Here is a 25,643-nt window from a genome sequence, read left to right on the forward strand (position 1 = left end):
TTCAACCTATAAAAATCAACGAATTTTGACTAATCATAGCAAAATTCGCGTTAGCAGTTTTCACCATTATTGAGATATTAACTGAAAATTTTGAAAAGTAAAATCATTTGACGCACAAATTCGTTATTCACTGAGTGATTGGCTGGTCAATACACCGCTGATGGTATAAAAAGAACCACACACCAAAATCAGGTCATTATCTTGGCTTTGGTCAATCACAGATTGAGTCGCCAAATTCAAATCCTCAAAAATAGACACAGAATTAAAGTAGCGTGGCAACAACTCAGTTAAGCGTTCTTGACTACTGGCTCTAGGGTGAGATATAACGCCGCTGTGAACACTGTCAATCGGCATTACCGTCTGAGAGAATTGCTGTAGCTGCGCGAGCACCGGCTCGATGTCTTTATCAGCGAGCATGGATATGACCAAATGCAATTTGGCGGTTGGATGCTGGCGTTGGTAGGCATGCACATACGGCGCCAACTGCTTGAGCAAAAACTTCATCCCATGCTCATTGTGGGCAACGTCAAACACCCATTGGCGAGCTGACATGCGTCTGCTGTCAAAACGCCCTGCCAATTTTACCTTTGGTAACGCAGCTTGGATGTGGTCTTGGGTTATGGTTAATGGGCTGGCTAAGATGGCGGTGATAGCCGTTGCGGTATTGTGCAAAGACAAATTGGGGATAGGCAACGATAAAGTCACTGCGCTATTGCTATATTGCCATGTCGCTGCCGCCTCAGTATGGCGGTAGCCATAATCTTTGCCATACTGTAGCAAATGGGCATGGTGCTGTGCAATCAAAGGCGCGATGGTTGATGGCATATCGGTTTCGCCATATACCAATGTGAGGTTATCACGCAAAATACCGGCTTTTTCTACGGCTATTTTTTCACGGGTGTCGCCGAGCCATTCGACATGGTCGATACCCACATTGGTAATCACCGCAAGGTTTGGCTCGATGACATTAACGACATCGAGGCGGCCGCCTAAGCCCACTTCCAATACCCAGACATCACAGTGGTTTTGGGCAAAAATTAAAAACGCGGCAAGCGTCGTCATTTCAAAAAATGACAGCGTCAACCCACAATCCAATCTCGCCTGCTCGATTTTGGCAAACGCATCAATCAAAGTTTGGTCATCGACCATTTCTCCATTGATTCTGACACGCTCGTTAAACACCAGTAAATGCGGCGATTGATATAAAGCGGTTTTATAGCCTGCTTGTTGACAGATCTCGGCAATAGTGGCGGTGGTTGAGCCTTTGCCATTGGTGCCTGCCACAGTAAATACAAAGGCATCGGTTTGCTTTATACCCAATGCTTGAAATACGGGCATCACCCGCTCAAGCCCCATATCAATCGCGGACACATGGATGCCTTGCATATAGTTTAGCCACTCGGTTAACGAGCTTGAAACGCTAGGCGGCAATGGAGATGGTGAGTTTGACTGTTGCATGGATAAAACCGTGATAATAATGAATTAGTGAGCCTGACGAAAATAGGTCATTTTTTTGAGTAAACGATGAATCGTTTCTTTCATTTGTAGACGATGAACGACTTGATCGACCACACCATGCTCTACCAAAAACTCAGCGCGCTGGAAGGGCTCGCCCAGTACCTCGCGAACGGTTTGTTCAATCACCCGTTTGCCCGCAAAACCAATCATGGCTTTGGGCTCCGCCAAATGGATATCGCCTAACATAGCAAGCGATGCCGTTACACCGCCATACACAGGATTGGTCAGCACCACAATATAAGGAATATTGGCGTGTTTGAGTTTCTCAATCGCTGCGGCCGTACGCGCCATCTGCATGAGTGATAACAAGCCCTCTTGCATACGGGCGCCACCCGATGCGGCAAAACACACCAGCGGGATTTGTTCTTTGAGCGCCGTCTCGGCAGCGAGCACGAATCGATCGCCTACCACAGAGCCCATGGAGCCACCCATAAAAGCAAAATCAAACGCACAAGCCACCACGGGTAGCCGCTGAAGTTTGCCTTTCATAACGATAAGCGCTTCGGTTTCGCCTGTCTTGGCTTGCGCTTCGCTCATTCGTGTTGGGTAAGGTTTACTATCGACAAAGTCTAATGGATTGCCTGCTTGGTACTGCTGCCCTAGCTCATCATCTACTTGGTCAAAAAACCAGTTCAGACGCGTGCGGGCGGTCATGCTAAGATGTTCATCACACGATGGGCAGACATAATTATTAAAAATCAGCGCCGTATTGGTGATGATTGAATTACAGTTGGGACATTGAGTCGATGGTTCGGTCTCAACCGCCGTCAGTATTTGCTTGGCACGCGGCTTGATGGTGGGTAATGGGCGTTTTAACCAAGTTTCTTCCAGTGTCTGTCCCATCGGTTGAGGCTTCATATCAGTGCTCATAATAAGTCCCTATTAACAGTGCAATTTAAGAGTGCCAATGAATAGTAGTTTTTTGAGTGTACAAGTACAAACTCATTTTATAATGCGTATGCTAACTGATTTTAGCAATAAATGAAATGATTAACCTCAAATACCTCAAACCATTCTATCACTCAAGACTGTCAATCGCTTCTCTTAGCTCATCCATTTTATCTAAGATAGCTTTTTTGGCATGGGCAATTTTCTGTTCATCATTGCCCACATCCGCAAAGTTTTTCACTAGCTCACTACCCACAATCACACCATCCGCATATTGTCCGACTGCTTTTGCCGATGCACCATCACGAATACCAAAACCAACACACACAGGCAAAGCAGTTTGTGCTTTAATCGCTTGGACGTGCTCGCCCACATCTTGGGCATCCAATGCTTTTGAGCCTGTCACGCCTTTGACCGATACATAATAGATAAAACCTCCGCCATGTTTTAACACTTGCTCGCGGCGTTCTGGCAAGGTGGTTGGCGCAAGTAAAAAGATTTCGTTCATTGCGGAATTGGCGAGTTTTTGGGTAAAATCGCCCGCTTCTTGTGGCGGTAAATCGACCATCAAAACACCGTCAATCCCTGCATCTTGACAAAGGCTAATAAACTTGTCATAACCGATGATTTCAATCGGATTCAGATAGCCCATGACTAGCACTGGCGTGGTGGTGTTGGTTTTACGAAACGCTTTTACCATCTCAATCGCTTGGCGGGTACTGGTGCCACCTGCCATTGCGCGCTCGCCTGCGAGTGCGATAGTTTCACCGTCTGCCATCGGGTCGGAAAATGGCAAGCCAACTTCGATGACGTCTGCGCCGTGGTCAACGAGTTCATGCAGTAAGCTGACGGTAACACTTGGGTTTGGGTCGCCTGCCATCACATAAGGAATTAAAGCTTTTTTGTTTTGCTCTCGTAACGTGTTAAATGTGGTTTCAATTCGGGTTGTCATAAATATACTCTCAACAAATTTTATTTAGTGATGGCTAATTATTTTTGTACCAAGATATAGTTTGCATGCGGTCATCACACTGGCATATACAGCCACGCACGTCAAAACCAGTCCAGATAATTTATTGATAACATTTGCCAATTTATTACTTTTGATTTTGGAAAACATTACGGCATATATACTTAAAATCCCATAGTCAAGCAGCATCCAAATCCCAACCAGTAACGCTATACTTAAGACTTTATCATTGCTAATCGCAAAAAATAGCGGAAAAAATGCGATAAAAAACAAAATATCTTTGGGGTTTGAAATGCCAACAATAAACCCATCTTTAAAATGGTGTTTACTCTCCTGCCTTGGCAAGGCAGCCACTTGTTCTAAATTAACGCGGTCTTTTAAAATATTGATAGCAAAATATAGCACATACAAAGAACCAAACAACGTCAGCCACAGTAGCGCTTGTTCGCTGATGGCAAATATGCCTTGAATCACCGCAAACGATGCGCCAATCAAAATGAGTGATGCGCTATTGGTACCAGCAATGGTGGCAATACCTGCTTTGATACCATGTTTGACGCTGGTGTTAGCGACCATCACCGTGACAGGTCCAGGCGTTCCTAAAAATAAAATGATGGCTGAAACATAGGCAATAACTATCGTAAAATTAATCTGCATCAATCAAATCTCAATCCCATCATGTTTCATGACCGTGTGCAAATCCTTATCCCCACGCCCCGACAGATTGACAATAATCGACTGGTCTTTGCTCATGGTTTTGGCAAGTTTCAACGCATACGCAATGGCGTGCGAGCTTTCTAGTGCAGGAATAATGCCTTCTTTTTGGGTACATTCACGAAACCCGTGCATCGCTTCTTCATCGGTACAAGGTACGTACTGCACACGGTCGATATCCTTTAAGAAACTATGCTCAGGACCCACGCCCGGGTAATCCAGCCCTGCTGAAATCGAATGAGTGCCCAAAATCTGCCCATCATCATCCGCCATCAAATACGTGCGGTTGCCGTGTAATACGCCCACTCGACCGACGGTAAGTGGTGCAGCATGGTTGCCTGTCTCGACCCCATCACCGCCGGCTTCGATACCATACATTTTGACGTCTTTATCATTCAAAAAGTCATAAAACAGTCCGATGGCATTACTACCGCCACCGACACAGGCGACCAACGCATCGGGCAGTTTGCCTGTTTTTTGGTAGTGTTGTAGTTTGGCTTCTTTGCCGATAATCGCTTGAAAGTCACGCACCAGCATGGGGTATGGGTGCGGGCCTGCGACAGTGCCAATGACATAATAAGTGCTATCGACATTGGTGACCCAGTCACGCATGGCTTCATTCATGGCGTCTTTGAGCGTGCGAGTACCCGAGGTGACAGGTACCACTGTCGCCCCAAGCAAGCGCATACGATACACGTTCATGGCTTGGCGCTCGACATCATCCGCGCCCATATACACCACGCACTCTAAGCCTAGACGCGCTGCGATGGTGGCAGTTGCTACGCCATGTTGCCCTGCACCTGTCTCGGCAATGATGCGTTTTTTGCCGACCATTTTGGCAAGCAAGGCTTGACCGATGGTGTTGTTGACTTTGTGAGCGCCTGTGTGGTTTAAGTCTTCACGTTTAAGATAAATTTGCGCGCCGCCAATGTCGTCACTTAGGCGCTTGGCATGATAAAGTGGCGTTGGTCTGCCAACGTAATTGACCAAGTCGTCTTGAAAGGCTTTCCAAAATTCGGGGTCAGCTTTGGCAGTGTTATAGATATGCTCAAGTTGTTCCAGTGCTGCCATCAGGGTTTCAGAGACAAAGCGTCCCCCATGAATGCCAAAATGTCCGCTGGCATCTGGGTATTGATTGAAGTCTTTTACTTCAGTTGGGTTTTGAATGTTCATTATTTTCTCTCTAATTTTATAAATCTTTAACGACTTTTAAGCCTGCAAAGGTTTGTGCGGTTGGCATGACTTCGATACGGTTGATATTGACGTGTTTGGGCTGTTCAATCAGCCATGCCACCATATTGGCGATATCTTGAGGGGTGACATACTGCACGCTGTCATAAACTTGGGCAGCTTTGGCGTCATCGCCATGAAAGCGAATATTGCTAAACTCTGTGCCACCACATAGTCCTGGCTCGATATTACTGACACGGATATTTTTACCGACCAAATCGGCACGTAAGTTTAGGCTAAACTGGGTCACAAAGGCTTTGGTCGCGCCATACACATTACCACCAAAATACGGATAATTGCCTGCGGTTGAGCTTAAATTAATAATGTAACCGTCGTTATTGGCGACCATCAAAGGTAAAATTTCATGGGTTAAATGAATCAAGCCTAGAATATTGGTATTGACCATTTGTTGCCAATCAGCAAAGTCTGTTTTATCCGCGGGTTCAAGTCCCAGTGCCAATCCTGCGTTATTGACCAGTACGTCGATGTTGTTAAGCAAATCATTTGGCAAAGTTTGTAGCGCGGTTTTGGTGGCGGGCAAGTCTGATACGTCAAAGTTTAGCGGGATAAAGTTATCGCCCAGTTGGCTCTGTAGTTCGTCCAGTTTTTCTTGGCGTCTGCCAGTGCCGATGACGGTATGACCTTTTGAGATGAGTAATTCGGCAATCGCTTTGCCAAACCCTGCGGTTACGCCTGTGACCAAGATATTCATTTTTCACCTGTAGTTTTTTGTTCTATCGTACTAGAACGCTAGTATAAAGTATTTTGCTGAAATTGCAATGTTAATGTTTGACTTACTTAAAATGTTACCAACGACTATCGTTTTCACAGACATCACCATCTTTATCACCATCCATTTTAGTATCAGGGCAATTTTGTGAAAACCATTCAGCTTCTTCACGTGAATTCATTTGGCTACAATGTTGTCTACCATCACATTTGAAATTGGTATTATTAACCGATTTTTGTTGCTCTATATTAGCAAGTGTTTGCTTAGATACTTGCGAATTAGTATATTCTGAACGATTTGACAAATTCTGATAGCCGTAATAGATAAGGCAAGCAATTGCTAAAAGACCAAATAGAGAACTAAACAAACCTTTTGGCTTATTATTTGGTAATTTTGATTGTCTATGCCTATGGGATTTTTTTGGGAAAGACATATCACTATCTTTACGTCGAGAAATATTGTCATCTCGCTCTAATTCTAAGTAAAGGTTTCCTTTTTGAGCATTTGTCGAAACATTATCATTTAGTTGATCTTTATATCTTGCTCTAGTCACCTGTAACCCTTTTGGCGTATTTTCAACTTGAAAAACGACATCATCACCAACTTTTGGACGAAGTGAATTAGGGGGAAAAGCCGAAATATGCACAAATACATCTTTATCCAAATCATCAGATTTTACAAAGCCAAAACCTTTGTCATCGTGCCAGCGTACAATTTTACCGATACTCATTTAATTCCTCACTTTAGCTAAAAAACCTGTCATTTTCGCCAAACTTTTCACCCCTTTCGCCGATTCAATACCGCCACTGACATCCACGCCATACACGCCTGTTTGTGTAATTGCGTCACCCACATTGTCTGCGGTCAATCCCCCCGCCAAAATAATCGGCAGTGGCGAGTGTTTAGGGATTTTTTCCCAATCAAAACTATCGCCCGTTCCGCCAAATTTATCGGGATGATAGGCGTCAAGTAGCACGCTACAGGCGCCAAAGTCTTTAAGCGCTTGGATTTGGGTGACAATCGTCTGCGTGGTGTCATCATGGCTGATACGTAATGCTTTTATCCAGCGTTTATTAATTCTATCCGCCATCAGCTTGCATTCTCGCGGCGATTCATCCCCGTGAAACTGCACGATATCAAACGGCACGTGATGCGATAGATAAACCAATTCTTGCTCGGGCATATTAACCACGAGTGCCACCACCGTGGTAAACGCAGGCACCGCTTTGGCAAGCTCACAGGCTTGCTCGGCGGTTACCGCTCGCGGACTTGGCTCATAAAATACAAAACCCACTGCATCGATGCCAAGATTGACCGCATTTGTAATATCTTCAAGTTGGGTAAAGCCGCAAAATTTGACCGCTGTATTTTTCATTGAGTTGTGTTTGTCTTGAAAATGATAAAAGCTAGTATAACGAAAAAAGGCACCCAAACGGATGCCTTTTCTCAGTCTTTTATTAGGCTATAACGAATGTCACATTCGCTTAAATTAAAGCCGCCTAGATTAAGCCTCTTTTTTTTCTGATTGTTCTGACTTTTCCGCTTTGTCTGCATCGTCAGCTTTCTTGGCGTCTGCAAGTTCTTCTATTTTTTCCTGAGCAGTCTCTTTAAGCGTGGCTGCTTTTTCTTGAACTGTTTCTTTTAAGGTTTCAGCTGTTTGCATGACACTGTCAATCACGGTGCTTTTGTCATCAGCGCTATCTTTAGCATGGTCTTTGGATTGCACTTTAGAGTGCTTTTTGCTATCTGCTGCTGATTTAGCGGTGTTGATACCTAGCATGCTATAACAAGGACAATGACCTGTCGCACCCGATACTAAGGGTATTAAGCCAAGCATTTTCATCTTTTTGCTTTTCGCTGATTTTAGTAAAGCTAGACCTGCCACAACACGCGCGATACGCTCTTTGTTGCCCACATTGGTTTTCATTTATTATTTTCCTTATTTTATGATAATTGATTTAAGGGAATTTTAAGGTAGCGAACGCCATTGTTTTCTGGTTTTGGCAATTCACCTGCATTGATGTTAACTTGTACTGATGGCAAAATCAAACGTGGCATTGCAAGTGTTTTGTCACGTTGGTTACGCATTCGTACAAACTCTGCTTTAGGCGTCCCTTGTTTGACATGAATGTTGCGTAATTTTTGCTCACCGACACAAACCGTTGCGATATGCTCACGCCCGCCCTTGGGTGGGTAATCATGGCAAAGATACAGCAGGGTATCATCGGGCAAGGCTAATAAACGCTGAATCGAGTCATACAAATCCTCGGCACTACCATGAGGAAAGTCACAGCGTGCAGAGCCGACATCAGGGGCAAAAATAGTATCCCCGACAAATACCGCAATTTTTTCTTTGTTCCCGCTTTTATCCGTCACTTTATATGCCATATCGGCTGGGGTATGACCCGGTACATGCATGGCTGTAATGCTCAAATCACCCAGTGTTAACTCGCTGCCTTCCTCAGTCAAAATATCAAATTGACTGGCATCGGTGTCTAGGTCGTCAAAGTTAAAAATGGTTTTAAAGGTTTTTTGCACTTTATCGATATATTTACCGATCACTATTTTACCGCCTAATTGCGCCTTGATATAAGGCGCGGACGATAAATGATCGGCATGGGCGTGGGTTTCGATGATATAGTCCAAGGTCAACCCTTGTGATTTGACAAACCCAATGACATTATTGGCATTGTCATAGCTAATTTTGCCGGCTGCGGGGTCAAAATCCAATACTGGGTCGATGATGGCACAGTGTTTGCTAGCTTCATCAACTAGAACGTGGGTAAAAGTTTCAGTGTCTTTGTCTAAAAAAGAATGAATGTTCATAAGTTTTCCTGTTATCTAAAAACGCTTTTGGCATATCTTTATGGCAATTTCAACTGAAAAAACACTTTATACTTTTGTATAATAGCCGCATTGCAAGGCGTTGCTCAATTCATTATATTATTTTATAATATGTTTTTCAATATATTGTATTGGCGCAAACGTTTATTGATTTTAAAATTATGTGATAAGTTTGATGGTAGCAGCAGTTAGTATCAGGCGTTGCGTATCAGCGATCAAAACACCTTGGGGGAAAGTCATGTCTGAAATTGCCGAACCGCAGCCCGATGCGCCTGTGTCGATGGATGCAACCATGCTCGAGCAAATGCACGCTGCTGCAGGAAAAGCCAGCCAGTTGTTAAAGTCGTTATCTCATCCTGACCGCTTGATGCTGCTGTGTCAATTGACGCAAGGTGAGCATTGTGTGAGCCAGCTTGAAGAGAAAGTGGGACTGGGTCAACCAAGTCTGTCGCAGCAATTGGGGATTTTGCGTAAAGATGGGTTGGTCAACACCCGCCGCGAGGGCAAACAAATCTATTATTCAGTCGCCAGTGAGGATGCCTTGGCAATCCTCAATGTACTGTATGATCGCTTTTGTCAGACAAAATAATTAAATCTAAAGCTAACCAGTCTGCTAGTTTATTGGAATTTATTGGAAGCTAATTTATCGGACACTAATTTATCAGAGTAACCACTGTATCGGGATAACCACCTTGCCATTACATGCAGCCAACTTGCGACGCTTACCCCACTGGGTAACGCACTATAACAAGGCAAATCTCAGTCAAGATTTGTTGGCGGGTGTTATCGTGGGTATTTTGGTGATTCCGCAAAGTTTGGGTTATGCCATGCTGTCAGGGTTGCCCCCTGTGTATGGATTATACTCGGCGATTGTACCGGTACTGGTGTATGCGTGGATTGGCGCAAGCTCGGTCAATGCCGTCGGTCCTGTGGCGATTACTGCGATTATGACCGCACAAGCGCTGCAGCCCTATAACGAATTACCACCGATGCATTACGCCATTATGGCGTCATTTTTGGCGCTGATAACAGGGGCACTATTGTGGCTAGCAAGCGTGTTTCGGCTCGGCTGGATTACCCAGTTTATTAGCCGTGGCGTGACGGCAGGGTTTATTAGTGGTGCGGCGATTTTGATTTTGGTCGGGCAAATCAAATATGTGACGGGTATCGCGATCAGTGGCAATTCACTGCTAGAGAATGTTGAAACTTTTTTGTTTCACCGCCGTGAGTTGCACGTGCCCACCTTGATGGTCGGTGTTGCGGCATTCACCGTACTGTTTATCAACCGCTATTATCTTAAAACTTGGCTCAAGCCTTTATTAGCCCCCAAAATCATTGAGGTCATCACGCGTATGTTACCCCTTGCGGTGCTGGCAATCGGTATTATCGCCAGTCAATTTGGCAATTTTGCCGCTATCGGTATTCGCACAGTGGCGGATGTACCCAGTGGTTTGCCGCATTTTGTGCTGCCGTTTTATCAGATTTCGCCCGTAGAACTCATCAATCTATTGCCTGCAGCAGGATTGATGGCGCTGATTGCGTTTGTCTCTAGCAACTCGGTTGCCAGCTCATTTGCGCGACAACGCCATGAAGCTTACGATGCTAATCTGGAACTTAAAGGGTTGGGTTTTGCCAATATTGCAGGGGCGTTTTTTCAGTCGTTTACCATTGTCGGTGGCTTCTCACGCACCGCGGTAAATGTCGATGCGGGCGCGCAAAGTCCGCTTGCCAGTATGTTATCGGTACTGGTGATGGCATTGGTGCTGCTGTTTTTTAGCCAGACTTTAGAGCCACTTCCCTATGCCATATTGGGCGCTATTATCATGTCAGTGATTATCAGTATGATTGATGTACAAACGCTCAAGCAAGCGCTGCGCTATGACAAACTCGATGCACTGGCATTTGGCGTGGCACTCACAGGTGTGTTATTGTTTGGGCTAAATATTGGCTTGGTGGCGGGGCTGTTAGCCTCCTTTGCAGGCCTGATTTGGCAAACCAGCCATCCGCATATCGCGATTGTCGGTCAAATCGGTGATACCGGGCATTTTCGTAATGTTGCACGCCATGCAGTAACCCAGTTTGATGATTTGTTGATCATTCGCATTGATGAAAGTCTGTTTTATGGTAATGCCCAGTCCGTACTACAGTTTATTGAGCAAGCAATTGCCAGTCATTCACAGACTAAAAATCTGGTGCTGATGTTATCGGCAGTCAATCATATTGATTTGACGGCACAAGATATGCTCATCAATTTAAACCAAAATTTGGCAGCTCAAGCTATCGCCCTACATTTTTCGGAAGTCAAAGGGCCTGTGATGGATGTGATTGAAAAAACCGATGTGATTCAAAAATTAACAGGCAAGGTATTTTTAAGTACGCAACAAGCGGTTAAACAATTAACCCAATAAATATACTTGTCGCAGTCAGTAAAAACATGAATAATCAACGCTAACTTTATCGCTAACTTTATAAGGAAACACAACATGCCAAACAATACTGTTTTTTATGGTCAAATTGAGCCACAGCAAGTTGACAAAATCGGGGCGCAAGGCTTTAAAACCATCATCAACAACCGCCCCGATGGCGAAGAACTCAACCAACCGCTGCAAACAGATATCGCTACTAAAGCACAGCAAGCAGGGCTCGCCTATCATTATCTACCGGTCGTTGGTGGTCAATTAACCCGTGAGCAAGTTGAGCAGTTTGCCGAGATTTTTAATCAAGCAGAAAAACCCGTGTTTATGTTCTGTCGTTCGGGCAACCGCTCAAACGTGTTATTCCAATCTGCCAAACAGCTTGATTTGCTAGACGACTAATCCTTTTTAGTGAAAACCATGACAGCAAAAATCACCCTGTGGATAGACGCTGACGCAATTCCCAATATTGCCAAGCAAATCATCATCAAAACTGCGGAGCGCACGCAGACGACGACGATTTTTGTCGCCAATCGCGGCATTGCTTTGCCGCGGTTGCCAGTTTTGCAGATGACAGTGGTCGAAGGCGGTTTTGATAAAGCAGATGACTATATCGCAGCGCACTGTGTGGCGGGTGATGTGGTCATCACCAGCGATATCCCACTTGCCAATGACTGCATTGAAAAAGGCGCCAAGGTAGTCACCTCTCGCGGTTTTGTGTATGACAAAGACAACATCAAGCAAAAGCTTAATATGCGCGATTTTATGGATACCATGCGCAGTACGGGCGTGTTAGAACCTTCACAGCAAGGTGGACAAGCCCCCTATAGCGACAAAGACAAACAAGCCTTTGCCAATATTTTGAACGCTTGGATTCGCTAGTTGATTATGCTAAACCCTATTAGTGCTATTAAGTTATTGTATCAACTGGAAAATCACTCCGAACCGCTGGGTGTCAGTCAGGCGATGATTGAACAAAATGAGCAGGCCTTGGGCGTTCAATTACCTGCAGGTTTGTATCATTATTTATTGGCTTTAGGCAATATTGCTAGTCTCAATAGTGGCTTTAATCACCTTTGCTTATTGCCGTTAGAACGCTTGGGCGACCATCTCGTCATTGGCAAAACCTGCGATGATGATGCCGTTTGGGGCATTCATATAGATGCCCTAAGCCCAAAAAAGCAGCATAACCCGATGGTGCAAATGAGCCGCAACTTTGATGCGATTGAACAAAGCGAGATTCATTGGTTTGATGAATTACCGTTAGCGGAGTTTTTACTGGCGCAAGCGATTATTAATGGCGTCAATGGGGGATTAAAACACCATGCCCAAATTTATGATTTTGATGGACGGTCAATTCCAGCCGATTTGAATGAAAAATTACAGCATATCGCCAGTGAAATCATCGAACTGCGGCAGCCGCATGAGCGCTATTTTCAAGCTGAGGATTTTGGCGTAGTGATGTTATTGGGTATGGATGAGTCTATTCCCAATGCCTTTATGATTGGTTCGCAAGATGGACACAAATTCAATGACTACATCCAGCAATTAGCGATTGGGTTTGAACATTGACCTAAACGTAGCATTATGACGACTTAGCAAACCATTTTTGTCCAAACATAAAAAGCGATACGCCCACCAGCATCAATACAATCCCCAAAAATTTACTCCAATGCAGGGTTTTAACAGGCATACCAAATAAACCCAAGCTATCCACCACCATGCCCATGACCAGCTGACCTAAAATAAATAAAAACACCGTATTGGCAACACCGATTTTTGGTGCTAAAAAAATCGACGCAAAAACAAAAAACGCGCCCAGCGCACCGCCAAGCCATTTCCACCAATCACTGATTTGCATGTCTGATAAACCCGATTGTACCGCTTGCCAATCGACAAATAGCAAAGACACCAAGAACAATAATAGCGCGCCAACCGTAAACGATACGAATGCTGCCATTAGCGGTTGACCACCAAACATTGCGCCCAATCGGGTATTAATCGCCGCTTGAATCGGGATGCCCAAGCCTGCCATCAGCCCCAAAAATAAATGCCAAATTTTCATATCAATTCCTATTTTTTTGAGTTCACTGCTGTTAGGCGTGAGGGGTGGGTAAAGCGATGACATCGCGGATATGGGTTTTGCCCGTTTTAATCATCAGCAGTCGATCGATGCCAAGCGCAATGCCACTACAAGCTGGCAGGGCATCACAAGCTGCCAGCAGGTTCTCGTCAATTGGCATCACAGGTAGCCCGCGTTTTTTACGCGCCACATTGTCTTCATCAAAGCGCAGACGCAGCGCTTGTCCATCAGCCAGCTCATCATACGCGTTGGCGATTTCAAGACCATTGATATACAGCTCAAAGCGTCTAGCTACCCGATTGCCATCTTTGTCTGTGACCGTCTTGGCAAGCGCGGCAGTGGCGACAGGATAATCGTAGATGAGTGTCGGTAGCGCTTTTCCCAAATTAGGCTCCACCAAATGACTAAATAACAAATCTAACCAGCCTTGGTGATCCTCCCCCAAATCAATGTTAAGACCATTATCTTTGGCGATGGCTTTGAGGGTATCGCAACTGGCGTTGAAGGGATGAATTTTAACAAAATCCATAAAGGCATCCACATAGCGATAATGGTCAAAAATCACCGGATAGCCGAGTACCGCGGACACCAAATCGTTGGTCTCTTTTGCCAGTTCATCCAAGCTAAAATTGGGACGATACCATTCAAGCATGGTAAATTCAATGTTGTGGCGGCTGCCAATTTCGTTGTCGCGAAACACGGGGCAAATCTGGTACATCGGCACTTGCCAATCTGCCAATAGACGCTTCATGGCAAATTCGGGTGAGGTGTGCAGATAATAGGTTGTTGGATGGTCACTCACAGTGACATTGCTAGAGACGGATTGCAAAAATATATCGGTGTTGCCCGCCTGTGACATCACTGGGGTTTGCACTTCTAGCACCTGTCGCTCGGCAAAAAACTGGCGAATGGTGGCGTACATCGCAGCACGGGCTTGGGCGGTTTGTAGGGTGCAAGTAGGTTGATAAGTGGTTGACATAGCAGTTTGGATAGGTGGATTTGCGACAATATTAGCAGACCCAAAAAAAATAGCTAGTATTTTCCCATACTGGCTATTTTTGCTTTATGTCATGGTGAACATTTTTATCAAATTTTGAACACGTATGATTGCCATTCACGGCGCAGCGGATAATTTTTACGCAGGTTATCAAAGTCTTTGCCTTCAATATCACCGTTTGCGTTTGCCACACTACGTAAACGCTTGTCATCGGCTTTGATATCATACATCACAGGAATTTTATTGAGCAGTTGGTGGCGCTCGTGGTCTTTGAGTGGGTTATGCACTTCTTGAAACAGCGGCACTTCAGCTGGCATCAAGCTATGAAAATCAACCGTTGGGGCAACCTGTAAATATTTGCATAAGGCATTATAGACAAACTGTGTACCCCTAAGTTTGCCTTCTAGAGTATAACCTGCGATATGCGGGGTAACGATACTACAGGCTTTGAGCAGCTCTGCATCGATATTGGGCTCGTGTTCAAACACATCGAGCACACACACATTCGGGCTTGCGACAATATCATCACGACCGAGCACTTCACCGCGCGAGGTATTGATGATGATGGCAGTGTCGGATACGGTTTGCCAGCGTGCTTGGGTCATCAGATAGTCGTGATGGGTGGGATATGAGCTGTTGTGCGCATGCGTCAGCGGCACGTGAAAGCTAATCACATTGCTTTCTTGCAGTACAGTTTCAAGTTTGGCGTTGTTGACTACCGACGGTGGTTTGAGTGGGTCATAACCCAGCACATTCCAGCCATAGGAAATCGCATATTGCGCTAGCGTATTACCGATATTGCCCACCCCAATAATCCCAAGGTTGATGGGTTTGAAAAAATAGTCAGGGCGCAAATTGGCAATCGCTGCCACCACATATTGTGCAACCGAGTGTTTACTACAGCCAGCGGCATAGGCAAAAATGATACCGCGCTTGGCGAGGTATTCCACATCGACATGGTCAATGCCGATGGTGGTACTACCGACAAATTTGACGCTTTTATTGTTGTCTAATAACAGCTTGTTGACAGGCGTGACGGAACGTACCAGCAAAATATCAGGCTGATACTCATCTATCACAGCCGCGTCAATCTCGCGTCCTGCCATCGCAATCAATTCGATGGGTCGCCCTAAAGTGTGTTCATTAAAAAAATCGCTTAAATGAGCAATATTGCCATCAGCAATAATTTTCATATTGTATCCCTATCTTTCTTTTTGTTGTCATAATCCAACTTACAGACCGTTAGCATAACAAATTTTTATGACCTTTTGATGCGTATGCTGACTTTTTTCAAATAAAAATTGGGCAAATTTATCGCATCATTTTGACCAATATCACCATGATAATCAAAACAAGCACCCCACCGATAGCAATCACTAGGAGTTTTTTATCTTTGGCTGTATCTTTGGTAGATAATTGGGTTTGTAAGCGCAGCTTGTCATTCATAAGTTGCTGCGTCAACTCATTGGATAGTGAGGATGGTGGCGGCGCTTTTGGTGTCTGGGCTGCCTGTGATGTTGACGCTATCGATGGCTGTAAAGTTGGCTGTACATCAGCAAGTTTTTGCCCAGTCGTTTGTTGAATAGCAGCTTGTTGAATAGTTGCTTGTTGCTTAGCAGTAGCTGACATTGGATTTTCTAGCTTGTCTGACATCAATCCGATAGCTGAACTTTGTTCTCGGCTAGGTGCTCGATTAGGTGCTCGGTTGGGTTTAAATTTTGGCCATAGCCGCTTTTGGATTGCGACATCGGTGCTATCCTGTGCGTATTTTTGCTGCCAGTGGATATAGGGAAGTAAATCATAATTTTGCCCAAACTGCTCATAAGCCAAGCTTAGCCAGTAATGATAATAGGCTTTATCCCACAATTGGCTAGGCAATACCATAATTTCGCCCTGCTCGGCTTTATTTTGGTAAGCATTAGTATGAATAATAATGGGCACTACGCTGTTTGATAACATGCCATTGGGCAAATGACGCCGCCAAATCCAACTTGTAGTTATCCGATAGTTTGTCACTGCGATACTGGCTGGATAAGCCAAATTAAATACCCTAGATGTGTGGTCTTGGCAATGTAATTGATAAAACGCTACGTCGGGCGTAGTATTTGAAGGCTGATTGACTGTGCCAACCGCATCCATTAATTGACTTGCCTTGGCTTGCAAGTCTTCTACCCTTGCTTGCCCGCTTGGATCAAACAAAATGTCGGCACAACTCACCCGATAGTTGGCAAAAGGCGTGTCTCGTTCTTTTTCTGACATAGGCTTGGTTAACTCTGCATCAGATTTTATCACCACGCCCCACACCACTTTGCCATAGCGATATAAATCCTCAGTCGCTTCTACTTGCCGATACAGTTCATCTTTAATCAAGTTATCACTGGCGTATACTTGCAAATAGCTTTGCTCGTGGTGGCTGGTTTGCAAAATATGTTTCGCCAAATCAAACCCGCGCCAATCAATGCTGGTATAGTCAAAAGCTGCCATATTCACATTGGTTTGATTATCGAGTATCGGCAATAGCGCAAAATCAAAATGCGTCACCAGCTGCGCGTTTTGTTGCTGGATACGCTGGTCTTTGGGCGGCAATACCCAGCTATCCAGTTGATTGACATAGGCATCTTGCCACAGCGTTTTGACCGCGGTATTTTGTGAAGGTGCGCTTAACAGCGCTTGGTAAAAGTGCGTGGTTAACGCGGTTATTTGTTCCGAGGTAAGCGCTGTTTGTGCGCCGTTTTGATGACTGACTAACGGATAAATTTTTAGACTGTGCCAATCATTGGCAGACTGATACGGCAACACAAGCTGCAGCTGTAAGCGAGGGTTTTCATACACCCATATCTCAATCACGATCCCTTCAGTACGCCCCATCGGCAAATTGGTATAGCTATCAAAACAGCCGACGATTATGGGGGCTAATTGTGGATTTTGATGCAGCGTTTGGTAGAGGCTATCAATCACCGTGTCTGTATCTGTGGCTGTAACTGTGGCTAAATCCGTATCGCTAGGTGATAACAACTTAATATTAGATGGATTAAATGCGGTTAATTCATCGGCTTTATTGTCGCTGCTATGGGCTTGATAGACAGAAGGTAAAATCGGCTGACCTTGTGATAGCCTTGATAGCACAGACGCCACTAAAGCACCCGCCACCTGCATGGCTGACGTCCAATGCGCTGGCAAGTCAGCGGTAGATTTGACAGCGTCTTGATAAGGATAAACCGCTAGGTGACCTGCATTTTGCCGCTGCACAATATCCGCAAACTCAGCAGCGGTGGTCGGAAAATTGCTAGCAAGTCCAAATAACCGATTGGTCACTACCAGCATTGGCGTGCGATAGCAGTCCTCAAACAGCAGCACAAAACTATGCTCAAGGCATTCAGTAAACTCCTCGCCCAAGCTGTCATACATCTGCGCAAAAGATACCCAGCGCACGGGCGCATTTACCAAGCGACTGCTGGTCACGCCAATATAAAACCCCAGCAAATAGCAAAATGCTTGACGTGAGGCGTCTTGCAAAAAGTCCAGATAATCCGCTTGCGTAAACCCAAACGCCTGCTGAATAGCCGATAACGCCTCATCAATTTGCACCAAACTATCACGGCTATGATCAAAATTCACCGCTGCCAAATAGGTAGAAAATGCGATAGCATCGTCTTGTAGTTTGCCTGTTTTCACTTTTGCCAAATAGCCCTGACACACTGCCTCAGGCGATTGCAATAAGTTGACTTGCGATTGCTGATAGAGGGTCTGCGTCATCTGGGCAATAAACTGTGGCAACACGTCCTTACCCTGCAACAAATCTGGTAATAACTTAAGCGGTTGGCAATATACCTTATGCCCGATGCGCGCGGTGAGTGACGCGTAAAAATCGGCAGGTAACTGTGACTGGGTGGGGTACTTATTTTGCCGTGCCAGCTGCGCTGACATCCTGTCATAGTCATACCAAGCAATCGGTTGCCCGGTGGTTTTGGCTAAATAGTCTGCAATATAGGCGGCGAGCGCTACCACAAGTGCTTGCCCGCTTTGGTTTGCCAATAATTGTGGCAATTGAATGTGGCGTTTTGCCATTGCTGCAAAAAACCGACTAAGTTGTTGTAGGCTGTTGGCTGAATAATCAAAGTCAATCTTTTGCAAGTTTTCCCAAAACAGTATCTCAAACGGCGGTGTCTGTTTGGTCTGCAAATAATATAATAAGGTGTTGATTTGTTGGGCTATGGTTGGCTTCATCGGGCGGTTTTTGGCAACAATTTTTTATCATTTTGGGGTAAATTGTTGGCTTTGGCAAGTGCTAGCCGTGGGTGCTGCCGCAATAAAAAAACCAAGCCCATGTTAGGTCAATAGGCTTTTGTCATCTACTGACTTTCAAATACTGACTTTTAAACTTTTTTGAGGTTTATTTTAAAAAATCAGGGTCTTTATAAGCCGGGTTTGGATAATCATAAAAACCCTTCCCCACTTCAAACCCTGTGCGACCTTTATCGATCAGTTCGGTTTGCAGTTTTTGGATAAATCGCTCGGCAGTTTTTGAGCCTGTTTTGGCTTTTTGCTGGCTGATATTAACAATGGTATTAACCCCTACGATATCCATCATGGCAAACGGTCCCATCGGTGCGCCTGTGCCAATCATCCAGGTTTTGTCAACGGTCTGGGGATCGGCAATGTCATTGGCATACAAGTGCATGCCGGCATTTAAAAAAGGCACTAATAGGGTATTTAAGATATAGCCAGGCTGTTCTTTATTGAGTGGTAACGCCACCATGCCAATGGCTTTGGCATAAGCAACAATGCTGTCAAATACCGCAGGGTCGGTATGCGCTGAGCCCATGACTTCTGCGGTGTTGTTCACCCAGATACGGTTGGCAAAGTGTAACGCCAAAAATTTATCGGGGCGACCTGTAGCCTCGACCATTTGGCTAGGAATCAACGTTGAGCTGTTACTGGCAAAAATCGTGTGGCTAGGGGCTACCTTTGCCAGGGCCTTATAAAATTCATTTTTGATATCGAGGACTTCTGGTAAGGCTTCGATCACCAAATCAGCCTGTGCCACTGCTTCGCCTAAGTCAGTCACATAGCGAATCGCATGGGTGATTACTTGGGCTTGTACTGGGCTTTTGTCATAGAATTTGGCGTAGATGGGCATGAGTTTTGCGATGCGCTCTTTGACCTTTTCGGGTTCTTTATCAAAGATTGTGACGTTAAAGCCAAAAAAGGCGTTTTGCATGGCGATTTGAGAACCCAGTACGCCGCCGCCGGCTACCGTCACCTGCTTGATGGATGAAGTATTTGCTGTTGTCATGATTTATTCCTTTAAATCGCTATTAATAGTTTGCAAGTTATTGTAGCGGATTTTGGGTAGTATGCCTACCGCGCCAATATAGACTGACAAGGCAACACCATATTGCCCGCCAAAAAAAGTTACTCGCCAAAAAAAATTGCCCGCCAAAAAAAAGCCAAACTATGAGGTTTGGCTTTTTTTGAAAAATAACTAAAAAAAAAGGTGAAAAATTATTGCAACATAAGGTATTCAAACGCACTGAGTGCCGCTTTACTACCTTCGCCCATCGCAATATTAATTTGCTTAAATGGCACGGTAGTGACATCACCACAGGCAAAAATTCCGGGTTTGTTGGTTTGGCATTTCTCATTGATTTCGATTTCACCAAATTTGGTCACCTGTACCAAATCTTTGACCACTTCCGAGTTTGGCACCAGTCCGATTTGCACAAAGATAGCAGATAGGGGCAATTCTTTGTTTTCACCGGTGGTACGGTCTTGATAAATCAGCGAACTGACTTTACCATCAGTTGCTTTAACCTCTTGGCTCGCTACACTCGTCATGATATCGATATTATCGCGCTCTTTGGCTTTATTAATCAATACTTGGTCTGCTTTGAGCGTGTCAGCAAATTCTAACACTGTCACGTGTTTGACAATGCCTGCCAAGTCAATTGCCGCTTCAATCCCTGAGTTACCACCGCCCACAACTGCCACGTCTTTGCCTTTAAAGAACGGACCATCACAGTGCGGACAGTATGCGACGCCGCTACCGATATTTTCATCTTCACCTTTGATGTTAAGCTTACGCCATTTTGCCCCCGTCGCTACGATAATCGCACGAGTTGCGAAACTTTCACCGGTATTGAGCGTAATTTGGTAGGTTAGCTTATCCTCGCCTTGCTCATTTATTTGTGCAGAATTTTCGGTGATGGATGTCACGCTTACCATTTCTTTGACCGTGATACTATAAGTGGTAATATGTTTGACAAAATTGGCAGATAATTCATTACCATTGGTCAATGGGATTGAAATCAAGTTTTCGATATCTTGGGTATCTTTCACTTGCCCACCGATACGATCAGCTACCATGGTCACTTTTAAGCCTTTACGTGCCACATAAATGGCAGCCGCCACACCCGCAGGTCCGCCACCGATGATGGTCACATCTTGCTCCTCAAGCTGTTCGGCTACTGCTGCAGCACTCATCAAATCTGGATATTGCTGTTGCAGTTTCTCGATGAGTTTGGCAGTGTCAATTTTACCATTGGCAAAAGGTTTGCCATTTAAATATACCGCAGGTACGCCTTGGATATTGCGCTCGTTAATCATGTCTTGGAACACACCACCATCAATCATTTCATTGCTGATGTTGTCATTGAGTAACGCAAATTGGTTTAGCGCTTGCACCACGTCAGGACAGTTGTGGCAAGACAACGAGACGAAAGTTTCAAATTTTAGCGGTTGTTTAATCGCCTTAATGATATTTTGAATACCTGGGTCAAGTTTGAGCTCACTGCCACCTGATTGTAAAATAGCCAAAATCAATGAGGTAAACTCGTGACCACCGGGAATACCACTAAAAATGATACCCGTATCTTTGTCTTGGCTACGGATTTTAAAACTCATCGGTGATAGATTGGCATCGAATTGTTGACTCAAACTAATCTTATCAGTAGTGCCTGCAATTTGGGTCAAAAAATCCACCAGTTCAGCGCGCTGTTCATGTTCACCCTCACCCAACACAAACTCAATCGGGCGAGTCATACGTTCGCTATAACTTTTCACTGCATCTAATAAACCTTGATCTAACATGGTATTTTCCTTCTAGTCATTGGATAAGTCATTGTGTTAACCTTATTATTGTGATTTTTGTGGGCTTTGACAATCTAAGAAAGTTGATAGCTATGTTTTAAAAAACAAAACGTTTATTATTTTATATAACAAAATATTAATAGATAAATTACTTAAGTGCATTGATAGTATGGCTTTTCCCCCCTCACCAATTGTTACCGATTAGCGTATAGTCAACCCTACAATTTTTCGTTACAATGCTAATAAGACAAATGCAATATACCAACTCAATCAAATTTGTCTTATGTATTGACCCCTTTGCATTATTTTTCACATACAACCAAAAAAAGGAAAGGACTATGTTTCCAGAACATCGCGAACTTATTAGCAAACTAAAAACTTCTGATAAACACTTTGAAAAATTATTTGATAAACACAACGAATTAGATGCTCAAATCATTAACCTAGAAAAAGATCCTGTTGCAGCAGGCAGCCGTGACGACGAAATTGAAGCATTAAAAAAACAAAAACTGCAATTAAAGGATGAAATCTACAAAATCTTAGAAGACAATAAAAACAAATAAGTTCTAAGCTAAGTTCGATTTTATTGATTAAAGCCCTGTTCGTTGTGACAGGGCTTTTGCTATTGATAGCGAGTGTAAGGCTTAAATCAACCAATCAACCCTACTTTAAGAAAATTGGACTGTAAAAAAACTGTTTTAAGCGTGGCTGACGGCATTATTTTTTTGTGAATACATTAACCAAGAAGCATAGCAGCATCGTCACCATAATCACCGGCAAGGTATTCCCGATATCGAGTGGATGGGCAAGCCAATAACGGTACAAGCAAAAACCAATCGCCCAGACAATCAAATTTTTGACATTAAAACGCTGTTTAATATCGGTATTTTTTAAAATAAAAAAGTCCACAATTTGAATGGCTGCCATTGGCGCAAACACCGAGCCTAAAAAGTATAAAAATTCAGTGATATCATCCATGGGAAACAGCATCGCTGCGATGGCACAGATGAGGGTAATGCCAATTGCCAAGCCTTTTTCTGGAAGTTTTTGCCACAGCGACACACCCGACACGCCTGCCGAGTACGCATCCAAAAACGTGGTTGTCACCGTCGCGAGCACAATCAACAATAACCCTGCCACGCCCAATCCAAGCTGTAATAGCATTTGGGCAAAATCCGACGTTTGGGTATACAACGCCATGCCCAGTCCAATCGCATACATCCACGCACTCATCACCCCATAGCTCACGGTGCTCACGAGTGTCGCTTGCAAAGGATTTTGCGCATGGCGAGTATAATCACTCACCAGTGGCAACCATGATAATGGCATAATGACCGCGAGCTCCACGGCTGCCCCAAAGCTCATCGCTGCTGCCACGTCTTTTGTCGCTGCCACATCCCCAGCGGCTAACTTAAATAATTTAAACGACAAAATAAGCGTTAACATAAATAACCCAGCTACCGCCAACGCATTGATTTTGCCAAAGAAGCGGTTGCCCATCCACAGCCACAGCACAATCAGCGCGCCAATCACACCACACCAGGCCGCTTGTCCGATAGCCCAAATCCCATTGACCGCCAATGCCCCATCATAAATCATGATGGCTGTCCAACCGACCAATTGCACAACATTTAGCAAAGCAAAAAGCATCCCACCTTGAAAACCAAAACTACCCTTCACCGTTTCCATGGCACTTTTGCGTTGGGTTGCCCCAATATAGCCGACTAGAAAAAATAGCACTCCACCTATCATATGCCCAATGACGATGGCTAACAAGCCGCGCTCCCACCCCAACGGCGCAAGGTAGGTGCCCGTTAAAATCTCAGCGATTGACACAGCTGCCCCTGCCCAAAGCAAGGCATAATGGCTACTTGTGGTCTGACTGCCAGTTTGGTGAGTGGTTTGTGCGCTATCCATGGTTATTTTCTCAAGCTTCAAAGAAGCTGATTTTATCATTGTTAACAACAGTAGTTGAATAAAAAAACCCCAAATCTTTCAATTTGAGGTTTTTAACTTTATCTAATTGTCAGTCAATAAAACATTAGACCATCAAGATTAGATTTTACCCACTAAATCTAGGCTTGGTTTTAAGGTTTCTTTACCTTTTTCCCAGGCCGCTGGACATACTTCACCGTCGTTGTCACGCACGTATTGAGCGGCTTGGATTTTACGGATTAAGTCTTTGGCAGAACGACCGATACCTAAGTCATGAATTTCTGCCACTTTGATTTTACCGTCTGGGTCTACCAAGAAAGTACCACGAAGCGCAGCGTTGTCTTCTTCAATCATCACGTTAAAGCCGCGGGTGATTTTACCAGTACCATCGCCAAGCATTGGGTATTTTACTTTAGCGATTGCAGGTGACGCATCTGCCCATGCTTTGTGTACAAAATGGGTGTCTGTCGATACCGCATAAACTTCCGCGCCTAATGCTTTGATTTCTTCGTAGTGGTCTGCCATGTCTTCAAGTTCAGTTGGGCAAACAAAAGTAAAGTCATGTGGGTAGAAGAAAAACACTGCCCATTTGCCTTTAACGTCATCTGATGATATTTCTTTGAATTCACCATTCACATATGCTTGAGTTTTGAATTCTGGAATGGTTTGGTTGATAATTGCAGCCATGGATTTTTCCTTATATAAGCTATTGTTGTGGTTAAAAATTTAGCAACATCACCATTTGACAAAGCCAAATCAGTGAGTGCTATATTGATAACACAAATTTGATGTCATTGGCAACCTAGCTTTTTAGGCTCTTAGCTTTTTAGGCTATAGGCGGTTGTTATTTTTTACACACCAAACGTTGTTATCGATGGGTCTATCTTAGTACAATTTAAGATTCAGTCTAGTTTAAAGTTTTTAATTTATTGATTAATTTTTTAAATTAACCTTGAGGTTTTTGCCTTGTAGTTTCAATCTTTAGGCTATCTTGTAATTATTTTGAAAGGCTCGATAATGAGTTTACTGTCAAGACCAAATTAATGATAGATTAAAAAAGATTCCCCTCGTAAAAGCACACAAAAATGGTAAACTAAATTTGAAATGATTCGGTTAATTGAAGCTTTTAGCATGCATCTTTTGCGTGTTGTTTGCTAGGGTAGCCGTCAGTTTTTTTACCTTTTCATCTTTTTATTTATCTTTAACTAAAACGCGTTAGCGAAGATTTTACGCTATTTTAAAGGTTAAAATTCAAACCATGATTACATTACGACAATTAGAATTTGCATTGGCAGTTGCCAAATACAAGCATTTTAAACGGGCAGCAGAAGAGTGTAATATCTCACAATCTGCTTTAAGCTTGGGGATTGCAGAGCTGGAAAAGCAGCTTGACACCCAAATTTTTGAGCGTAACAACAAACAAGTGCTAATCACCCCGATTGGGGAAGAAATTCTTGAGCGAGCTACGCGGATATTTGCCGAAGTCAATGATTTGGTGACCCGCGCCCAGACGCACCAAACCCCACTCGCCTACCCGATGACGATTGGTATCATCCCAACCATTGCGCCGTTTTTGCTGCCCAAGGTATTGCCGCTACTGCGCCAACAATTCCCACAGTTTCAGCTCAATGTGGTAGAAGAACAAACTGAGCGATTGCTTGAAAAAGTCCGTTATGGCGCGATTGATACCGCCATTATTGCGCTGCCTTACAATACTGACGGCTTGTTATCATTTGAGTTTTGGTCAGAGACGTTTTTGGCGGTATTTGCTAAAGAAAGTAAACATGCCAACTTACCTAGCATCAATGCCGATGAGTTAGCCAACAGTAACTTGATGCTGCTAGGCGAAGGACATTGTTTGACCGATCATGCGCTATCGGTATGTCATTTGGATAAAAGCCGCGTCAAACACGCCTTTAGTGAAGCAAGCCTGCATACGTTGATTCAAATGGCTATCAGCGGTATGGGCACCACGCTAGTGCCGCAAATGGCAGCTGGGCAAGTGCGCCAGCAAACTGACAATGTGTCGTTAGTGCCGCTCAATGAAGCCGGTCCGCATCGCCGCTTGGCGTTTGTCACCCGTCTCAACTATGCGCGGGTCGATGATGTGAATCTATTGGGTCGCTTGTTTGCCCAAGGGTTACACGATAGCGAATCGGCGTCTGCTTCGCTAGCCATCGCAGATTCTGAGTCCATGACTTCAGCGAAGCCCGCCACAGAGGCATAATTTT

25 protein-coding genes are annotated in these 25,643 nt (G+C 44.3%); 7 read left to right on the forward strand and 18 right to left on the reverse strand.

Annotation, left to right across the window (positions count from 1 at the left end):
• Positions 1 to 123: 123 nt before the first annotated feature.
• From folC to ACAM37_RS07605, 10 genes are all read right to left on the reverse strand, one after another.
• The gene (folC, locus tag ACAM37_RS07560; RefSeq protein ID WP_369625900.1) at positions 124 to 1,458 is read right to left on the reverse strand and encodes a bifunctional tetrahydrofolate synthase/dihydrofolate synthase; all 1,335 of its coding nucleotides are present in this window, start codon (positions 1,456 to 1,458) and stop codon (positions 124 to 126) included.
• Positions 1,459 to 1,482: 24 nt separating this feature from the next.
• Positions 1,483 to 2,388 carry an acetyl-CoA carboxylase, carboxyltransferase subunit beta gene (gene accD / locus ACAM37_RS07565; RefSeq protein WP_050323991.1) on the reverse strand — a complete coding sequence of 302 codons (906 nt, stop codon included), beginning with the start codon at positions 2,386 to 2,388 and terminating at the stop codon, positions 1,483 to 1,485.
• A gap of 148 nt (positions 2,389 to 2,536) precedes the next feature.
• The gene (trpA, locus tag ACAM37_RS07570; protein WP_312385712.1) at positions 2,537 to 3,358 is read right to left on the reverse strand and encodes a tryptophan synthase subunit alpha; all 822 of its coding nucleotides are present in this window, start codon (positions 3,356 to 3,358) and stop codon (positions 2,537 to 2,539) included.
• A 24-nt stretch (positions 3,359 to 3,382) separates the two neighbouring features.
• The gene (locus ACAM37_RS07575) at positions 3,383 to 4,033 is read right to left on the reverse strand and encodes a LysE family translocator (protein ID WP_050323989.1); all 651 of its coding nucleotides are present in this window, start codon (positions 4,031 to 4,033) and stop codon (positions 3,383 to 3,385) included.
• Positions 4,034 to 4,036: 3 nt separating this feature from the next.
• Entirely contained in the window at positions 4,037 to 5,263 is a 1,227-nt protein-coding gene (trpB, locus tag ACAM37_RS07580; protein WP_095356362.1) for a tryptophan synthase subunit beta, read from the reverse strand.
• Positions 5,264 to 5,279: 16 nt separating this feature from the next.
• The gene (locus tag ACAM37_RS07585) at positions 5,280 to 6,032 is read right to left on the reverse strand and encodes an SDR family NAD(P)-dependent oxidoreductase (protein ID WP_369625901.1); all 753 of its coding nucleotides are present in this window, start codon (positions 6,030 to 6,032) and stop codon (positions 5,280 to 5,282) included.
• A gap of 94 nt (positions 6,033 to 6,126) precedes the next feature.
• The gene (locus ACAM37_RS07590; RefSeq protein ID WP_369625902.1) at positions 6,127 to 6,780 is read right to left on the reverse strand and encodes a cold shock domain-containing protein; all 654 of its coding nucleotides are present in this window, start codon (positions 6,778 to 6,780) and stop codon (positions 6,127 to 6,129) included.
• Positions 6,781 to 7,425: a phosphoribosylanthranilate isomerase gene (locus ACAM37_RS07595; protein ID WP_369625903.1), complete on the reverse strand. Its 645-nt coding sequence runs from the start codon at positions 7,423 to 7,425 to the stop codon at positions 6,781 to 6,783.
• Positions 7,426 to 7,554: 129 nt separating this feature from the next.
• Positions 7,555 to 7,977, reverse strand: a complete 423-nt coding sequence (locus ACAM37_RS07600; RefSeq protein WP_369625904.1) for a YgaP family membrane protein — start codon at positions 7,975 to 7,977, stop codon at positions 7,555 to 7,557.
• Positions 7,978 to 7,994: 17 nt separating this feature from the next.
• Entirely contained in the window at positions 7,995 to 8,876 is an 882-nt protein-coding gene (locus tag ACAM37_RS07605) for an MBL fold metallo-hydrolase (RefSeq protein WP_369625905.1), read from the reverse strand.
• A gap of 298 nt (positions 8,877 to 9,174) precedes the next feature.
• Here ACAM37_RS07605 and ACAM37_RS07610 point away from each other — a divergent pair, with 298 nt between their 5' ends.
• The 5 genes from ACAM37_RS07610 (at position 9,175) to ACAM37_RS07630 (ending at position 12,880) form a co-directional block, all read left to right on the forward strand.
• Entirely contained in the window at positions 9,175 to 9,483 is a 309-nt protein-coding gene (locus ACAM37_RS07610) for a metalloregulator ArsR/SmtB family transcription factor (protein WP_159772489.1), read from the forward strand.
• 103 nt (positions 9,484 to 9,586) lie between these two features.
• The gene (locus ACAM37_RS07615; protein ID WP_369625906.1) at positions 9,587 to 11,302 is read left to right on the forward strand and encodes a SulP family inorganic anion transporter; all 1,716 of its coding nucleotides are present in this window, start codon (positions 9,587 to 9,589) and stop codon (positions 11,300 to 11,302) included.
• 75 nt (positions 11,303 to 11,377) lie between these two features.
• Complete coding sequence (locus tag ACAM37_RS07620) at positions 11,378 to 11,710, forward strand: protein tyrosine phosphatase family protein (protein WP_369625907.1); 333 nt, start codon at positions 11,378 to 11,380, stop codon at positions 11,708 to 11,710.
• A gap of 30 nt (positions 11,711 to 11,740) precedes the next feature.
• The gene (locus ACAM37_RS07625) at positions 11,741 to 12,190 is read left to right on the forward strand and encodes a YaiI/YqxD family protein (protein WP_050324487.1); all 450 of its coding nucleotides are present in this window, start codon (positions 11,741 to 11,743) and stop codon (positions 12,188 to 12,190) included.
• Between the two features lie 6 nt (positions 12,191 to 12,196).
• Positions 12,197 to 12,880 (forward strand): hypothetical protein, encoded by a 684-nt coding sequence (locus ACAM37_RS07630; RefSeq protein ID WP_369625908.1) that lies wholly within the window; start codon positions 12,197 to 12,199, stop codon positions 12,878 to 12,880.
• Positions 12,881 to 12,893: 13 nt separating this feature from the next.
• Here the strand turns inward: ACAM37_RS07630 and ACAM37_RS07635 are convergent, their stop codons facing one another.
• From ACAM37_RS07635 to ahpF, 6 genes are all read right to left on the reverse strand, one after another.
• Complete coding sequence (locus ACAM37_RS07635) at positions 12,894 to 13,373, reverse strand: DMT family transporter (protein WP_007116417.1); 480 nt, start codon at positions 13,371 to 13,373, stop codon at positions 12,894 to 12,896.
• A gap of 31 nt (positions 13,374 to 13,404) precedes the next feature.
• Positions 13,405 to 14,370, reverse strand: coding sequence for an EF-P lysine aminoacylase EpmA (gene epmA / locus ACAM37_RS07640; protein ID WP_312535775.1), 966 nt, complete (start codon positions 14,368 to 14,370; stop codon positions 13,405 to 13,407).
• Between the two features lie 107 nt (positions 14,371 to 14,477).
• Complete coding sequence (locus tag ACAM37_RS07645) at positions 14,478 to 15,581, reverse strand: 4-phosphoerythronate dehydrogenase (protein ID WP_369625909.1); 1,104 nt, start codon at positions 15,579 to 15,581, stop codon at positions 14,478 to 14,480.
• Positions 15,582 to 15,699: 118 nt separating this feature from the next.
• A complete protein-coding gene (locus tag ACAM37_RS07650) occupies positions 15,700 to 18,615 on the reverse strand; it encodes a hypothetical protein (protein ID WP_369625910.1) in 2,916 nt (971 codons plus the stop codon).
• Between the two features lie 166 nt (positions 18,616 to 18,781).
• Positions 18,782 to 19,684 (reverse strand): 3-hydroxyacyl-CoA dehydrogenase, encoded by a 903-nt coding sequence (locus tag ACAM37_RS07655; RefSeq protein ID WP_369625911.1) that lies wholly within the window; start codon positions 19,682 to 19,684, stop codon positions 18,782 to 18,784.
• A gap of 209 nt (positions 19,685 to 19,893) precedes the next feature.
• The gene (gene ahpF / locus ACAM37_RS07660) at positions 19,894 to 21,477 is read right to left on the reverse strand and encodes an alkyl hydroperoxide reductase subunit F (RefSeq protein WP_369625912.1); all 1,584 of its coding nucleotides are present in this window, start codon (positions 21,475 to 21,477) and stop codon (positions 19,894 to 19,896) included.
• A gap of 338 nt (positions 21,478 to 21,815) precedes the next feature.
• Here ahpF and ACAM37_RS07665 point away from each other — a divergent pair, with 338 nt between their 5' ends.
• A complete protein-coding gene (locus tag ACAM37_RS07665) occupies positions 21,816 to 22,040 on the forward strand; it encodes a YdcH family protein (RefSeq protein ID WP_007116424.1) in 225 nt (74 codons plus the stop codon).
• A gap of 154 nt (positions 22,041 to 22,194) precedes the next feature.
• On the opposite strand, the gene cytX is transcribed toward ACAM37_RS07665, so the two are convergent.
• The gene (cytX, locus tag ACAM37_RS07670) at positions 22,195 to 23,394 is read right to left on the reverse strand and encodes a putative hydroxymethylpyrimidine transporter CytX (RefSeq protein WP_369625913.1); all 1,200 of its coding nucleotides are present in this window, start codon (positions 23,392 to 23,394) and stop codon (positions 22,195 to 22,197) included.
• Positions 23,395 to 23,532: 138 nt separating this feature from the next.
• Complete coding sequence (ahpC, locus tag ACAM37_RS07675) at positions 23,533 to 24,099, reverse strand: alkyl hydroperoxide reductase subunit C (RefSeq protein ID WP_076774574.1); 567 nt, start codon at positions 24,097 to 24,099, stop codon at positions 23,533 to 23,535.
• Between the two features lie 571 nt (positions 24,100 to 24,670).
• Between ahpC and ACAM37_RS07680 the strand changes: the two genes are divergently transcribed.
• Positions 24,671 to 25,639 (forward strand): hydrogen peroxide-inducible genes activator, encoded by a 969-nt coding sequence (locus tag ACAM37_RS07680; protein ID WP_076774576.1) that lies wholly within the window; start codon positions 24,671 to 24,673, stop codon positions 25,637 to 25,639.
• Positions 25,640 to 25,643 lie beyond the last annotated feature (4 nt).

Origin of the sequence: Moraxella sp. K23, assembly GCF_041154765.1 — a bacterium.
Classification (GTDB): domain Bacteria; phylum Pseudomonadota; class Gammaproteobacteria; order Pseudomonadales; family Moraxellaceae; genus Faucicola; species Faucicola tetraodonis.

What these genes read in the sequence shown, in the direction of transcription:
- folC (WP_369625900.1), bottom strand. Translation starts at nt 1,458, where the DNA reads ATGCAACAGTCAAACTCACCATCTCCATTGCCGCCTAGCGTTTCAAGC.
- accD (WP_050323991.1), bottom strand. Translation starts at nt 2,388, where the DNA reads ATGAGCACTGATATGAAGCCTCAACCGATGGGACAGACACTGGAAGAA.
- trpA (WP_312385712.1), bottom strand. Translation starts at nt 3,358, where the DNA reads ATGACAACCCGAATTGAAACCACATTTAACACGTTACGAGAGCAAAAC.
- ACAM37_RS07575 (WP_050323989.1), bottom strand. Translation starts at nt 4,033, where the DNA reads ATGCAGATTAATTTTACGATAGTTATTGCCTATGTTTCAGCCATCATT.
- trpB (WP_095356362.1), bottom strand. Translation starts at nt 5,263, where the DNA reads ATGAACATTCAAAACCCAACTGAAGTAAAAGACTTCAATCAATACCCA.
- ACAM37_RS07585 (WP_369625901.1), bottom strand. Translation starts at nt 6,032, where the DNA reads ATGAATATCTTGGTCACAGGCGTAACCGCAGGGTTTGGCAAAGCGATT.
- ACAM37_RS07590 (WP_369625902.1), bottom strand. Translation starts at nt 6,780, where the DNA reads ATGAGTATCGGTAAAATTGTACGCTGGCACGATGACAAAGGTTTTGGC.
- ACAM37_RS07595 (WP_369625903.1), bottom strand. Translation starts at nt 7,425, where the DNA reads ATGAAAAATACAGCGGTCAAATTTTGCGGCTTTACCCAACTTGAAGAT.
- ACAM37_RS07600 (WP_369625904.1), bottom strand. Translation starts at nt 7,977, where the DNA reads ATGAAAACCAATGTGGGCAACAAAGAGCGTATCGCGCGTGTTGTGGCA.
- ACAM37_RS07605 (WP_369625905.1), bottom strand. Translation starts at nt 8,876, where the DNA reads ATGAACATTCATTCTTTTTTAGACAAAGACACTGAAACTTTTACCCAC.
- ACAM37_RS07610 (WP_159772489.1), top strand. Translation starts at nt 9,175, where the DNA reads ATGGATGCAACCATGCTCGAGCAAATGCACGCTGCTGCAGGAAAAGCC.
- ACAM37_RS07620 (WP_369625907.1), top strand. Translation starts at nt 11,378, where the DNA reads ATGCCAAACAATACTGTTTTTTATGGTCAAATTGAGCCACAGCAAGTT.
- ACAM37_RS07630 (WP_369625908.1), top strand. Translation starts at nt 12,197, where the DNA reads ATGCTAAACCCTATTAGTGCTATTAAGTTATTGTATCAACTGGAAAAT.
- ACAM37_RS07635 (WP_007116417.1), bottom strand. Translation starts at nt 13,373, where the DNA reads ATGAAAATTTGGCATTTATTTTTGGGGCTGATGGCAGGCTTGGGCATC.
- epmA (WP_312535775.1), bottom strand. Translation starts at nt 14,370, where the DNA reads ATGTCAACCACTTATCAACCTACTTGCACCCTACAAACCGCCCAAGCC.
- ACAM37_RS07645 (WP_369625909.1), bottom strand. Translation starts at nt 15,581, where the DNA reads ATGAAAATTATTGCTGATGGCAATATTGCTCATTTAAGCGATTTTTTT.
- ACAM37_RS07650 (WP_369625910.1), bottom strand. Translation starts at nt 18,615, where the DNA reads ATGAAGCCAACCATAGCCCAACAAATCAACACCTTATTATATTATTTG.
- ACAM37_RS07655 (WP_369625911.1), bottom strand. Translation starts at nt 19,684, where the DNA reads ATGACAACAGCAAATACTTCATCCATCAAGCAGGTGACGGTAGCCGGC.
- ahpF (WP_369625912.1), bottom strand. Translation starts at nt 21,477, where the DNA reads ATGTTAGATCAAGGTTTATTAGATGCAGTGAAAAGTTATAGCGAACGT.
- ACAM37_RS07665 (WP_007116424.1), top strand. Translation starts at nt 21,816, where the DNA reads ATGTTTCCAGAACATCGCGAACTTATTAGCAAACTAAAAACTTCTGAT.
- cytX (WP_369625913.1), bottom strand. Translation starts at nt 23,394, where the DNA reads ATGGATAGCGCACAAACCACTCACCAAACTGGCAGTCAGACCACAAGT.
- ahpC (WP_076774574.1), bottom strand. Translation starts at nt 24,099, where the DNA reads ATGGCTGCAATTATCAACCAAACCATTCCAGAATTCAAAACTCAAGCA.
- ACAM37_RS07680 (WP_076774576.1), top strand. Translation starts at nt 24,671, where the DNA reads ATGATTACATTACGACAATTAGAATTTGCATTGGCAGTTGCCAAATAC.